The 14,073-nt window shown below is 68.6% G+C and carries 9 protein-coding genes; 7 read left to right on the top strand and 2 right to left on the bottom strand.

The window, feature by feature from the left end; genetic code table 11:
• The first annotated feature begins 95 nt into the window (after positions 1–95).
• The 6 genes from D7V80_RS10520 (at position 96) to D7V80_RS10495 (ending at position 10,646) form a co-directional block, all read left to right on the top strand.
• Positions 96–3,785: an Ig-like domain-containing protein gene (locus tag D7V80_RS10520; RefSeq protein ID WP_120588022.1), complete on the top strand. Its 3,690-nt coding sequence runs from the start codon at positions 96–98 to the stop codon at positions 3,783–3,785.
• Between the two features lie 98 nt (positions 3,786–3,883).
• Positions 3,884–4,657 (top strand): trypsin-like serine protease, encoded by a 774-nt coding sequence (locus tag D7V80_RS10515; RefSeq protein ID WP_158616589.1) that lies wholly within the window; start codon positions 3,884–3,886, stop codon positions 4,655–4,657.
• A gap of 107 nt (positions 4,658–4,764) precedes the next feature.
• Complete coding sequence (locus tag D7V80_RS10510) at positions 4,765–6,168, top strand: hypothetical protein (protein ID WP_120588020.1); 1,404 nt, start codon at positions 4,765–4,767, stop codon at positions 6,166–6,168.
• A gap of 63 nt (positions 6,169–6,231) precedes the next feature.
• Positions 6,232–6,990: a trans-aconitate 2-methyltransferase gene (locus D7V80_RS10505; protein WP_014392962.1), complete on the top strand. Its 759-nt coding sequence runs from the start codon at positions 6,232–6,234 to the stop codon at positions 6,988–6,990.
• On the top strand, positions 6,990–8,264 hold the full coding sequence (locus D7V80_RS10500; protein ID WP_120588019.1) for a CapA family protein: 1,275 nt from the start codon (positions 6,990–6,992) through the stop codon (positions 8,262–8,264). The genes D7V80_RS10505 and D7V80_RS10500 overlap by 1 nt, the downstream gene beginning before the upstream one ends.
• 78 nt (positions 8,265–8,342) lie before the next feature.
• Complete coding sequence (locus D7V80_RS10495; RefSeq protein WP_120588018.1) at positions 8,343–10,646, top strand: membrane dipeptidase; 2,304 nt, start codon at positions 8,343–8,345, stop codon at positions 10,644–10,646.
• Between the two features lie 7 nt (positions 10,647–10,653).
• Here D7V80_RS10495 and D7V80_RS10490 read toward each other — a convergent pair whose 3' ends face one another.
• A complete protein-coding gene (locus tag D7V80_RS10490) occupies positions 10,654–11,940 on the bottom strand; it encodes a chloride channel protein (protein ID WP_120588017.1) in 1,287 nt (428 codons plus the stop codon).
• A 227-nt stretch (positions 11,941–12,167) separates the two neighbouring features.
• Here D7V80_RS10490 and D7V80_RS10485 point away from each other — a divergent pair, with 227 nt between their 5' ends.
• Positions 12,168–13,253, top strand: a complete 1,086-nt coding sequence (locus D7V80_RS10485; RefSeq protein ID WP_120588016.1) for an SGNH/GDSL hydrolase family protein — start codon at positions 12,168–12,170, stop codon at positions 13,251–13,253.
• Between the two features lie 565 nt (positions 13,254–13,818).
• Here the strand turns inward: D7V80_RS10485 and D7V80_RS42685 are convergent.
• The coding region (locus tag D7V80_RS42685) for a hypothetical protein (RefSeq protein ID WP_233585249.1) at positions 13,819–14,073 on the bottom strand (255 nt) is incomplete at its 5' end.

Raw genomic sequence — 14,073 nt, 5'->3', positions numbered from 1 at the left:
GCGTGTCAGGGTTTCTGGGTATGAACGTTAGGTTCGCGACGCCTGGCTTTGGGGCCAGCCGTCGCGGCACCCGAATCCCCGACAGGAATTGATTGATGAACCCATGGAATCGACGCGGCACGCTCGTGCTGCTCGCGAACGCTTGCGCCTTGCTGCAGGGGTGCTCGAACGACCCGGTGACGGAGACCTCGGCCGTCTCGGTGGTGGAGGACCTGCGCTCCCGCACGATGGTCATCCCGGCGAAGGCCGGTGAGCCGGCCTCCTCCCGGCCCCTGCTCCCGCCCGGCGGCGTGGAGCGGGTGGAGCGGGTGGCGGAAGGGCTTCGAGGCATTCTGGCCCGCCCCGCCTCGGAGAGGACGACCGCGCGTCCTGCCCGCGTGACGCTGCCGGACGCGGCGCACCGGGCCTTCCGGCTGGAGGACGAAGGCTCCGGCCTGTCCCTGGAGGTGGAACTCCAGGGCGCGAGCCCCGCGCGAGCACAGGTGGTGGACGGCTACGTCGTCTATCCGGAGGCGCACGAGGACGGCGCGGACGTGCTCCACCGCTTCATGGCGGAGGGCACGGAAGACTACCTGCGCTTCGAGCGGCCACCGGCCTCACCGGAAATCCATTACACGCTGACGCCCGGCAGGGGCGTGGCGGGCCTGCGGCTCGTGGACAACGTGCTGGAGGCCCTGGATGGCTCGGGCGCGCCGCGCCTGCGCATGGCGCCGCCCTACGTGGTGGACGCGGAGGGACAGGTGCGCCCGGCGACTGTCTCCGTGGCGGGCTGCGCGGTGGACACGCGCGCGGAGGCTCCCTGGGAGCGGCCCGTGACGGCACCCGGCGCTTCCCGCTGCGACGTGCGCGTGGCCTGGGAAGGGGCCGCCGTGAAGTACCCCGCCGTGCTGGATCCCGCCTGGGTGACCACGGGCTCCATGGCGGTGGCCCGCATCGCACCGATGGCGGTGCGACTGGCGACGGGGAAGGTCCTGGTGGTGGGCGGTCTGAGCTCCGGCAGCTATACGAAGAGCTCCGAGCTGTTCGACCCGGCCACCGGGACCTGGGCCACCACGGCTTCCCCACTGGAGCCCCACATCGACGGCACCCTCTCCGTCCTGGGATCGGGAAAGGCCATGCTCGTGGGCGGCTACGACGCCTGGAACACCCCGCTCACGACCCCGGAACTCTACAACCCCGCGACGGGAACCTGGAGCAGTGTGGCCTCCATGTCCCCCGGGCGTCAGCGCCATGCGGCCACCGTACTCCCGAATGGCAATGTGCTCGTGACGGGAGGCTCCAACAACGCGTCCGGGACGCTGTCCTCGGTGCTGCTCTACAACCCGGCCTGGGACACCTGGCAGACCCTGCAGCCCATGGGGACCCCCCGCCGCTACCATTCGGCCCACGTCCTGTCCGACGGCAAGGTCCTGGTCGTCGGGGGCTATCCCAACAAGAGCAGTGAGCTGTACGACCCGGCGACGGGGGCATGGACCGCGGCCGGGGACCTGGGCGACTTCCACCTCTACGGTGACGACCTCCTGCTCGCGGACGGCCGCGTCCTGGTGGTCGGAGGCGGCACCAGCACGGTGGAGTTGTACGACCCCGTGACGAAGACCTGGAGCCTCACGGGCCCCCTCTCCCTCTCCCGAAGCGACCTCACCGCTACCCGGTTGCCGGATGGCCGGGTCCTCGCCGTGGGCGCGCTTCAGGGAGATGCGCGGGCGGCCAGCGCGGAACTCTATGATCCGGCCACCGGAACCTGGTCTCCAGGCGCCATGCTCAACACCCGTCGGGACAACCATGTGGCCGTCGCGCTCCTGGATGGACGGGTGCTCATCGCGGCCGGCCGGGGCATGGTTCCCCCCAGCACGACCCTGTCGACCCTGAACAGCGCGGAGCTCTACCAGCCGGGCCTCCAGGACCTGGAGGCGCCCGTCACCGCGCTCACCGCTCCGGCGGCCGGCGCCACGCTGCGGGGCTCCGTCACGCTCACCGCCACCGCGTCGGACAACCTGGGGGTGACGCTGGTGGAGTTCTACCTGGATGACGTCCTGCTGGGCAGCGCGGCGAAGGCACCCTACGCGCTGACCTGGAACACGGGGACCACGCCCAATGGCACCCACGTCCTGACCTGCAAGGCGCACGACTCCTCGCGCAACACCACGACCAGCACCCCGGTCTCCATCACGTTGGACAACGACTTCGTCGCGCCCCTCACGGCCGTCACCACTCCGGTCGGAGGGGCTTCCGTGCAGGGCATCGTGGCCGTGACGCTGGACGCGTCGGACGACCGCGCCGTCACCCGCGTGGAGCTCTTCGTGGATGGCGTGCTGGTGGGGACCACGGCGGCCGCGCCCTACGTGGTGAACTGGGACTCTGGAGCCGTGGCCAATGGCAACCATGTGTTGACGAGCAAGGCCTACGACCCGGCGGGCAACGTGGGGACCAGCTCCCCGGTCACCGTCTCCGTGAGCAACACAGGCGTGGCGCTGTATGACGCCACGTACAAGACGCCCCGGTGCGTGAGCGCGGAGTCCGCCTGTGACTCCAACAGCCTGCTCAACGGCCGGGGAATCACGGGTCCCGAGGCGCATGCTCCCAACACGCTCCAGAACTCCTGCTCGGACGGCAGCTTCGGTACCTACCGGTCCGATGTGTCGCTGGAGCGCATCCGCGTGGTGTCCCTGGACGGCAATCCGCTCCAGGTGGGGCAGTCGGCGCGCATCGAGGCCTCGCTCTGGGCCCACTCCAGCTTCGGGGTGGACCGGGTGGACCTGTACTTCACCGGGACCGCCAGCAGCCCCTCGTGGACGTACCTCACCACGTTGACGCCCACCGCGGGGGGCCTGACCACCGTGTCCGCGACCTACGTGCTGCCGCCCGGGGGCATCCAGGCCGTGCGGGCCCACTCGCGCTCGCTGGGTAACTCCAACAATCCGTCCCCCTGCGACCCGTTCGATTACTACTCGGACTATGACGACCTGACCTTCGCGGTGACGCCGTCCACGGACGTCACCGCGCCGACCGTGGCCTTCACCGCTCCCGCCGCGAACGCCACGGTGTCCGGCGGCGTCACGCTCACCGCCACCGCGACGGACGACAGCGGCGTGGCGCGGGTGGAGTTCTACGACGGGACGACGCTCATCGCGACGGACGCGGTGGCTCCGTTCACGGTGACGTGGAACACGTTGGCGAGCGCCAATGGCACCCACACCCTGTCTGCCCGGGCCTTCGACACGGCGGGAAACATGGGCTCGGGGCAGGTGACGGTGACCGTCAACAACGGGGCCGCTGGAGCCGTGTATGACAGCGTGCTGGGCGCCCCCCGGTGCTTCGGCGCGACCGTGGCCTGTGACTCGGGCACGTTGCTCAACGGCCGGGGCCCCCTGGGGCCCGAGCCCGGAGCACCCAACACCGTGGACACCTGCACGGATGGCACGAGCGGCACCTACCACGGCGATGAGTCCTTGGACCGGCTCAAGGTCACCTCGGTGGACGGCACCAGCCTCGGTCCGTCGAAGACGGTCGACATCGTCGCCACCGTCTGGGGCTACAGCGGGTACAGCTCGGATGCCCTGGACCTGTACTTCGCGCCGGAGGCCAACAGCCCCGTGTGGACCTTCATCGGCACCCTGCCGGCCACCGCCGCCGGCTCGCATTCGCTGACGAAGCGATACACCCTGCCAGCCAACGCGGGTCCCCGGAGCGTCATCCGCGGCGTCTTCCGGTTTGGCGCTGGCGGCGGCGCCTGCCCCGGCGGGAGCTACAACGACGTGGATGACCTGGTGTTCAACGCCCAGTAGTCCTCGTTCCCAGGGGCCTCACCTCCAGGTGGGGCCCCTGTTGTTTTGCGGCTTTTGCTGGATTGACGGGAAGGCGTGAATCCTTCATGTCTCACCGCATGAAGACCTCCCGTTTCGTGTCCGCGTTGATGGCATTGGGGCTCCTCGCCTGTGGTGGAGAGCTGGATGAGTCGGCGGTCCCCGGCGTCCAGACCCAGGAGATCATCGGAGGGGGCATCGCCGCCCGGTACGAGCTGCCCCACCAGGTGCGCCTCCACGTGACGGGCGCGTTCACCTGCGGGGGCACGCTCATCCGGGCCGGCTGGGTGGTGACGGCCGCCCACTGCGTCCAGGGCGTCACGCCCGCGTCCATGCGCGTCTACGCGGGAGACCTGCGGCTGGGCGCGGTGGAGGCGGACGAGCAGTACCGAGCGGTATCGCGCAAGGTGATGCACCCGTCCTACGACGGGTCGTCCCACGACGTCGCGCTCCTCCAACTCGCCCAGCCCTTCAACCTGTCACAGGCGGTGCAGACGCTGACGCTGCCGGACGCGCCCGCGCCCATGGGAGTGCCGTACGTCGCGAGCGGCTGGGGCCGCACCCAGAACGCGCCGACCTCCGATGCGCTCAAGCGCGTGAACCTGAGCATCACCTCCACGGCCACCTGCCGCGACCTGGTGGGAAGCGACTACGTCAACGGCGCGGTGCTGTGCACGGCGCCGAGCGTCACCACGAACGTCTGCACGAAGGACGACGGCGGACCCCTGGCCTTCAACGGGAAGCTGTATGGGATTGTGAGCGCTTTCGGCTCCAGCCAGTGCAACACGTTCTCCGTGTTCACCAACGTGGCCACCTACACGCCGTGGATCCGCTCCGTCATCAACGGGACGTGATGCACTGAGCCAACGCTGTTTCACGCCTTGGCTCTTGAGAACCTGGAAAGACGGATTTAAACGTTGAACTGTCTAAACGTTTTTGTCCATTTCCCGGGAGTCCAGGCATGCGCGCGTCGTGGCGGTCCACCCTGATGGCGGTGATGTTGGGCGCGGTCTTCGCGGAAGGAGTGGAGGCGGCGGAGCCCGGCGCGCAGCGCTGGACGGAGAACCTCTCCGCCGGAACGGGCACGTCGGAGCTCGTGGGCACGCGAGACGGGCTGCTCTACGAACCCAACGCCGTGATGCGCCGCCCCGAAGGCCTGAGCCGGCTCACGGGCCTCTTCGAGTTCCCGGCGCGCACGCTCGAGCAGCCCGTGGACACCTTCCGTCCCCGGGTCCAGGCGACGGTGGGCCTGGGGCAGGGCGTCGAAGTGGACGTGCGCGTGAGAACCCCCGGAGGAGCCTGGAGCGAGTGGCGCACCGCCACCGAAGGCGAAGCCGTGCGTCTGCCCCGTTCCGGCACGGAGGTGCAGGTGCGCCTCGCGCTCATCGCGGACGAGCGAGGCCGAGGTCCGGTGGTCCAGGAGGTGGGCCTGGAGGGCTGGCGCGAAGGCGGCACGGAGGAGGCGCTCCAGACGCTCGCGCCGCTGACCTACCGCGTCTACGCCACCCGTGAGGGCCTGGTGGGCGGCACCACGGCGAACGGCCACGTCATCAAGACGAACGACCGCTTCGCGGCGCTGCCGTCGCGGCGAGGGCTCGCGTCCAAGGGAGGCTCCGAGTACCAGGTCCGCGTCTGTTATTCGAAGAAGGCGAAGTGCGTGACGACGTCCGTCTGGGACACGGGCCCGTGGAACACGAAGGACGACTACTGGAACCCGTCCAGCGTGCGCGAGATGTGGAAGACGCTGCCCCAGGGCAAGCCGGAGGCGCAGGCGGCGTACCAGGATAACTTCAACGGCGGGTTGGACCAGTTCGGGCGCCGGCCGGGGAGCCCCGCGGGCATCGACCTCGCGGACGGGACGTTCTGGCTGGACCTGGGCATGACAGACAACGACTGGGTGGACGTGACGTACCTGTGGACGTCCGACGGCGGTTCGTCGACGGGGCTGGTCATCGACAGCAACAACGCGAACAACGACCAGTCCAAGGGCTACATCCAGCTCACGGGCACCAGCTGGGCGTCCTCCACGAACGTGGCGGGCTACTACGGCTCCAGCTACCTGGTGTCCCCGGGCGCGGCGGTGTCGGAGCCGGCGACGTTCTGGTTCTACCTGCCCGCGGCGGGAACGAAGACGGTGGACGCGTGGTGGACGGCGGCGAGCGACCGCTCCACGGCCGCGCCCTTCATCGTCACGAACGCCTCCGGCACGCAGCTGGCGAACGTGAAGGTGAACCAGACGGTCAACGGCGCAAGGTGGAACACGCTCGGCACGTGGAGCTTCCCGGCGGGGTGGAACAAGGTCCAGCTGAGCCGCTGGGTGACGGCGGGGACCTACGTGGTCGCGGACGCCATCCAGGTCCGTTAGGCCTCATGGACGCACGGGTTGTCCGGGCGGTAGAACGGTGCCCCTTCTCCGAGGAAGTCATCCATGGCGTCGTTGCGCACCGTGCTCCCGCCTCCCGTGGAGGAGCCCCAGCTCTACACCGACCTTGCCGGCTGGTGGCCGTTGTTCTCGCCACCGGAGGAGTACGGGGAGGAGGCGGAAGACCTGCTCCCCATGCTGCACCCGGAGGAGGGCCCGGCGCGCACGATGCTGGAGTTGGGCTCGGGCGGAGGAAGCCTGGCCTTCCACCTGAAGAAGCACTTCACGTTGACGCTGACGGACCGCTCGCCGGAGATGGTGGCGGTGAGCCGCAAGGTGAACCCGGAGTGCGAGCACCGCGTGGGGGACATGCGCACGCTGCGGCTGGGGCGCACGTTCGACCGGGTGATGGTGCACGACGCCATCATGTACGCGGTGGAGCGCGAGGACGCGCGAGCCACGGTCCACACGGCGGCGGCGCACTGCCGTCCGGGAGGCCGGGTGGTGCTGTTGCCGGACTGCGTGCGTGAGACCTTCGAGCCCCTCACCGAGTCCGGAGGCCACGACGGGCCGGACGGGCGGGGAATGCGCTACCTCATGTGGACGTGGGATCCGGATCCGGACGACGAGACGTTCGAGACCGCGTTCGCCTATCTGCTGAGAGAAGCGGACGGGACGGTGAGCATGTCGCAGGAGCGCCACCGCTTCGGACTGTTCCGGCGTGACGACTGGCTCGAATGGATGCGAGAGGCCGGCTGTCCCGCGACGACGAGGCGGGACCCCTGGAACCGGGAAGTGCTCATCGGAGTGCGGGAGCAGGACTGATGCGAGGGTGGGGGGCCCTGCTGGTGTTCATCCCGTTGTGGGGGATGGCCGCGCCCGCGCGAGTGGAGCTCGTCTTTGGCGGAGACGTGATTCCGCACGGCGAGGTGAAGTCGGTGGCGAAGGCCCACGCGCGCAGTGGAAACCACGAAGGCTGGGACCACGTCTTCGGCCCGCTGTCGGACGTGCTGCGCACGGCGGACGTAGGCGTGGTGAACCTGGAGACGCCGGTCACGGCCAACACCAAGGCCTTCACGAAGGAGCTGGTCTTCAACGCGCCCCCAGCCATGGTGCAGGCGTTGGTGACCGCCGGAGTGAAGGTGGTGTCCACGGGCAACAACCACGCAAGGGATCAGCACGTGGAAGGCCTGAGGGAGACGCTGCGACACCTGGACGCGGCGGGGCTGCGCCACACGGGCACGGGGCTCACGAAGGACGCGGCCTGGGAGCCGGTGTTCATGGAGGTCCGAGGCATCAAGCTGGGCTTCCTCTCCTTCACGAGGAGCCTGAACGGCTTCAGCAACCCGAAGGAAGCGGACGCGCCGCACGTAGCGCTGCTGCCCTATCCGGAGCACGCCTCGAGAAGGGGGCTGAAACCGGAGGAGGCCCTGGAGCGGGTGCGAGCAGCGGCAGCGAAGTGTGACGCGCTCTTCGTGATGGGGCACTGGGGGCGCGAGTACGCGGACACGCCGCACCCATTGGACAGGGCCTTGGGGCAGTCCTTCCTGGAAGCAGGAGCCTTCGCGGTCATCGGCCACCATCCGCACGTGTTGCAGCCATTGGAGGCCTACACGACGAAGTCCGGGCGCCGGGGGTTCATCGCCTACTCATTGGGCAACCTGGTGGCGAACCAGGCGCGCTTCTACCGGCACGTGAAGGGGCAGCTGGGCAAGGACGGAGACAAGAGGGACACCCTGCTCCTGAGAGTCGGAGTGACCCGAGCGGAGTCCGGAGCCCCGGTGTCCCTGGCGGATGTTTCCGTGTTGCCGGTCTGGATTGAGAACAACGCCCAGGGCCGCAAGGCGAAGTCGAAGCGGAACATCCAACCCGTGCTCATCGACCGCGAGATTGAAGAAGTCTCGCGAAGGTTGGCCGCCCTCACCCAGCGCACCGCGACGCCCGACAAGGCGACCCGAGCCGAGAAGGCCGCCCTGGAGCAGCGCCTGACCAGCGCCCGTTACCGCCGCGAACGCATCCTGAGGATGCTGCCCGCGGAGTTCCGGGTGGCCACCCCGGAGCTGAGGCGAAGAGATCTGACGGCTCAGACCGCGCACTGAACACACTCTGGGACACCGCGTCTTGCACGCGACGTCCGGGCTGAAGCATGTGAACGCTCCCCTCATCCCGGAGCGTTCGTGTCCCGTCCCCTCCCATGGTTCCGCTGGAGTCCCCTGGCGCTGACGCTGGCGGCCTCTCTCTCCTGTGCCCCCACCGAGGACCTGGAGCCCCCGCCACGCCCCACCACCCAGAAGCAGGGCGTGGACGTGCCGGGCTTCGCCGAGCTGCACCACCACATGTTCGCGGAGGAGGCCTTCGGAGGCGGCTGGTTCCACGGCGGCGTCAACGGCGCACTCGACACCTGTGACGGAGGCTGGCCCGAGAGCGACCACGCCCGCGTCCGCATGGACCTGAGCGGCCTGCTCAACCTGTGTCCCAACTCTGGGGGCGTGGACCTGAGCGGAGTCCCCATCCTGTCCCAGCTCTTCGGAGTCGCGGGAGCGGTGGGCTCGGAGTTCCTCGGGAAGATTGAAGGAACAGAAGGGGACACCGGCCTGCACATGGGCCGCCGCCAGCCCGGCACGGAGTGGCCCCGCTGGGACACCATCGCCCACCAGCAGTCCTGGGGAGGGTGGCTCAAGCAAGCGCACCAGGGAGGCATGTCCCTGGTGGTGGTGTCCGCAGTGAGCAACGGCTTCCTCTGCGAAGCGCTGCCCCCGCAGAACCGCAAGCGCGCCTGCGACGAGATGATGGACGTGGAGGTCCAGCTCCAGATGGCCCACGCCTTCGACGCGGCCAATGACTGGGTGGAGATCGCCCTGTCGCCCGCGGACGCAAGGCGGATCATCTCGCAGGGCAGGCTCGCCATGGTCCTCTCCATCGAGACCAGCAAGCTCTTCGGCGCCAAGGACTGGCGCGCGGAGCTGAACCGCTTCCATGCGCTGGGCGTGCGCACGCTTCAGCCCGTGCACCAGCTGGACAACCGCTTCGGCGGAGCGGCCCCGCACAACGCCATCTTCCAGGCCGCGCAGTTCCTGGAGAACTGCCACATCGACACCGACTGCGGAATCACCGCCGCCGGCTTCACGCTGGGCTTCGACGTGGATGCCCAGTGCCGCAACGTGAAGGGCCTCACCACGGACGGCCAGCAGCTCCTCCAGGCGATGATGGACAAGGGCATGCTCATCGACCTGGCGCACCTGTCGGAGAAGAGCGTGCGTGACGCGTACGCCGTCTCCCAGGCGAACCGCTACTACCCGCTCTTCATCAGCCACGGCCACTTCCGCGAGGTGATGAACGGCAAGCTCGCCCAGCACGAGAAGACCACGCCCGCCTGGGTGGTGCAGATGCTCCGCCGCACGGGAGGCATGTTCGGCCTGCGCACCGCGCACGACGAGACGCGCACGTACACGCCCGCGAACATCGCCAACGACTGCCAGGGCTCCAGCCGCTCCTTCGCGCAGGCCTACGAGTACGGCCGCCAGGGCCTCAAGGTCCCCATGGCCTTCGGCGCGGACTTCAACGGCTTCATCCAGCAGACGCGGCCCCGCTTCGGCCCCAACGGAGCATGCTCCGCGGGCTTCCAGGCGGAAGCCGACGCCCAGGCCCACCAGCAGGAGCTGGAGGCACCGGGCCGGCTGGGCACGCCGTTCGACGAGCAGGGCCTGGCCCACGTGGGCCTCCTGCCGGACCTGCTCCAGGACATGCGCAACCTGGGCGCGGACACCACGCCGCTGGACCGCTCGTCGGAGCTGTTCATCCGCATGTGGGAGCGCACCGCGAGCACCGCGCGCAACGGCAGCATGGCGGACCCCGCGCTGGACATCGACACGGGAGGCATCGCGCCGTGGGTGCCGCCGGATGAGCGCGAGCAGGCGTACCCCACCGTCTGCGGCAAGGCCTACGCACCGGACTCCAAGACGCTGGGCCAGGGCTGCCGCTTCGACGACGAGTGCCAGAGCGAGCAGTGCACCTCCGTGCTCTGCGCCACCTTCGACGGCCGCTGCGTCTGCAATGACGACGGCGACTGCGGCACGTCCCGCTACTGCCAGAACGACATCCCGGGCAACCCCGGCGACAACGACTGCGTGGACCGCAAGACGGACGGCACGTCGTGCAGCCGCGACGGCCAGTGCCTCTCCGGAGCCTGCGGAGGCTGCTTCAACGCGGTGGGCTGGTGCTACACGCCGCGCTCCAAGGCCTACGGGCAGACGTGCAAGTCCGACCGCGAGTGCACCACCGACCGCTGCAGCGCGGACTGCTACGTGAACCCCACGGGAAGCTGCCTCTGCGACAGCGACTCGCACTGCGGAGCGAACCAGTTCTGCGGCTGGGGGCTCAACTCCGGCAAGTGCGTGAACAAGCGAGGCCGGGGCGCGGCCTGCTCCAGCGATCGCGAGTGCGCCTCCGGCACCTGCCGCTGGTCGTTCACCTGCAAGTAGCGCCCGCTCAGCGAGGCGCCTCGGATTCCTTCCGGGGCGCCGCGTGCAGGTCGCGCAACGCGACGACGCGGTCCAGCAGAGGTCCGCCCAGCTTCTTCCGGGCGATGCGCTGCGACGGATAGATGCCCCGGTGGCCGGTGAGCAGGTACGCCACCGTGGCGACGATGGCCACGTGGGGCAGCACGGAGGCGCCCACCAGCTCCACCGCCATCAGGGACAGCGCGAGCGGGGTATTGGCCGCCGCCGCGAACAGCGCCGCCATCCCCACCGCCGCGCCCAGGTCCACCGGCAGCCCCAACAGCCGAGCGAGGACATTGCCCAGCGCCGCGCCAATGAAGAACAGCGGAGTCACCTCACCCCCCAGGAACCCCGCGCCCAGCGTCACCACCGTGAACGCGAGCTTCCATGCGAACGCGCCCCAGGGCAGCGACACATCCTCGAACGCGCGAAGGATGCCGGGCACGCCCAGTCCCAGGTAGTCGCTGGTGCCCGCGAGCTTCCAAAGCCCCACCACCCCCAGGCCGCCCAGGGCCATGCGCACGGGAAGCCAGGGCACACGGCGCTCCAGGACCCGCTTCAATCCATGTGTGCCCTCGATGAAGGCCACCGCCACGCCCGCGATACCCACCGCGAACACCAGCCACTTGCCCAGCACGGGTAACGTCAGCGCCAGCGCCTGGGGCACCGGATACGCGGTGTGATGGATGCCCAGCCCACGAGTCACGAGGTCGCCCACGACAGCGGCCGTCAGCGCGGGCAGGAGCGCCTCGTAGCCCAGCCGGCCCACGCACACGACCTCCAGCCCGAACACCGTGCCCGCCAGCGGCGTGCCGAACACCGAACCGAAGCCGCCCGCGATGCCCGCCGCCAGCAGCTCGCGCCGGGTCTCCGGAGGCACGCGGAAGCGCCAGGCAATCTGGTCCGCCAGACTGGCACCCATCTGCACCGCGGTGCCCTCTCGTCCCGCGCTCCCGCCGAACAGGTGAGTGAGCACCGTGCCCAGCAGCACCATGGGCGCCATGCGAAGGGGAATCACCGCGTCGCCCGCGTGCACCGTGTCCAGCACCAGGTTGTTGCCACCCCGGATGGACGCGCCCCACCGGCCGTACACCGCACCCAGGACAAGCCCCGCCACGGGCAGCGCGTACACCAGCGACTCATGCGCCAGCCGGAACTCCGTGGCCTCTTCCAGCAGCGCCAGGAACACCGCGGACGCCACGCCGCACACGCCCCCCACGATGGCGCCCAACAGCAGCCACTGGCCCAGCGCTCGAGCACTCCCGGAGAGGTTCATTGTCGGACTCTAACCGTGAAACAACGCGTCAACCGGAAGCGCCGCGTCAGCAAAGGGCGCGTGACGGCGCCACTCTGACGCACTGTGGCGGAATTCGTGTTCAACATGGAATACATAGTGCGGGGTTAATTCAGGTCTGAGGAGTGATTCCAGAGTCAAACCCGTGTACCGTGCGCGGCCTCTCCCCATTGCCGGGGCGGGAACCCCCTACCTCTTCAGGAGCCGGTATGTCCGTTCGTCGCAGCGGGCTGTCCCTCGTCGCCGTCCTCGCCGCCACCACCCTCGGTGGCACCGCGATGGCCAGCACCATCAATCAGAACACGTCGTGGACCATCAACCGCTCGGCGTCGCAGACGTACCGGGTGGTGGCCTACGGCGACTCCATCTTCGCCGGCTACAATGGCGGCATCGGCAGCGTCGCGCGCCGTGCGGCCCCGGTGGTGGAGGGTGAGTACGCGGCGAAGAAGTGGGGCACCAACGTGGAGGTCATCCGCCGCACGAAGTCCGGCGCGAAGGCGGACGACATCTACAACAACAAGATCGTCAACGAGCGCTCCTACATGCAGGACTCCCGGACGCGCGTCGTGATGTTCGAGATGTGCGGCAACGACTACCTGCAGGCCCGCAGCGCGTTCTCCGACCAGACGGGGACGTGCAACTACAGCGGCCTGCAGAACGCGCTGACGGCCTGCACCACGTACATGGAGCGGGCGATGCAGACCATCAACCAGTACGCGACCACCGCGAAGGTGAAGGTCATCTCCAACATCTATTACCCCGGCTATGACGCGGACAACGTGCTGACCTCCTGCACGGACTCGGCGACGGGCCAGAAGGTGAACAAGCAGCAGTACTTCCTGCCGCTGCTGGCGCGCAGCAACTGGCGCGCCTGTAACCTGGCGGCGAAGTACGGCTTCAAGTGCGCGGACGCCTTCGCGGAGATGATGGCCTCCGACTACGACCGCAACGGTGACGGCCAGGTGGACTCCGCGGCCATCGCCTACCGCGCCGGCGAGACCGAGGACGCCTACGTGCAGCGCATCAGTGTCACCCTGCGCAGCACGTTGCGCGACGCGAACGGCCACCTGGCGAACAGCAGCACCAGCTACGACTACATCCAGTCGGACAACACGCACCCGACGTACACGGGCTCCACCATCAGCGTGAACATCTTCTCCGGCTCCGGTTCCGGCTCCGGGGCGCCGTCCTACACGGACACCCAGATCGTCAACGGCAAGAACCCGGACTGGAACAAGTTCGGCCACGAGCGCATGGGCTGGAGCATCTCCACGTTCGACCCCGCGACGCCGTGAGCTGAGGCGGCATCCGTAGGGAGAAAGGGCCTCCGACCTCTTACCGGGTCGGGGGCCTTGTCGTGCCCGGACCGATGGAGTGGCCAGCAGCCCGGCCAGCGGCCAGGCGTTCAGGCCCCTTCTCGTCGGAGCGCCAATGATCAGGTCCGGCGCAAACGAAGGGTTTGACGTCATCGGCCCGAAGCGTTAGAGAGTGCACCCCCCGCGACGAACCGCTGGCCCCCGGGCCTCGGAAAGTCCTCAGGGGGGAAGAAAAGGATCGACGAAGGTTGTTGATCCCGAACGCGGCGAAGAGGTAGAAGCCGCGCCCCTCACCTCGAAGCCCGCGCACTGGCGCGGAAGGCACTTCGTGGAGAGAGCAGCACCGACAAGGAAATAGGGCAGTCAACGAGCGAGTTGACAGCGAACGCGGCGAAGAGATAGAAGCCGCGCCCCACCGAGGAAGCAGCAGTCCGGAAGGCAACACGACGGACGCAAAGCGGTGGGAAAAGCTGACAGCAAGCGGTTGACAGGGAGCGCGGCGCTGAAGTAGAAGCCGCTCCCCTTCGAAAAGAAGCGGCGGAAGTCACTGGACGGCGCCGACGAACTTCGAAGCAGCCCGCAGGACGCAAAAGCGAAGTTGACGCTGACTGCGAACTGAAATAGAAGCTGCAACCCGCCGGGCGAAATAAACCGGCAAGCAACAAAGTCGCAACAGGCGGCTCGGTCTTTGAAAACCAAATAGCAAGCCCAAGCAGTAATGGATTGCGGAAACCGCAGTCAATTTTTTGAGGGCATCTTCACCTCCAAGAGCAGCGCTGAAAAGCGCAGCGAGGAGGGA

This window comes from Corallococcus sp. CA054B, assembly GCF_003611625.1.
GTDB lineage: Bacteria > Myxococcota > Myxococcia > Myxococcales > Myxococcaceae > Corallococcus > Corallococcus coralloides.
The sequence above is the reverse complement of the archived record's forward strand: the minus strand, read 5'-3'. Positions and strand labels throughout refer to the sequence as shown.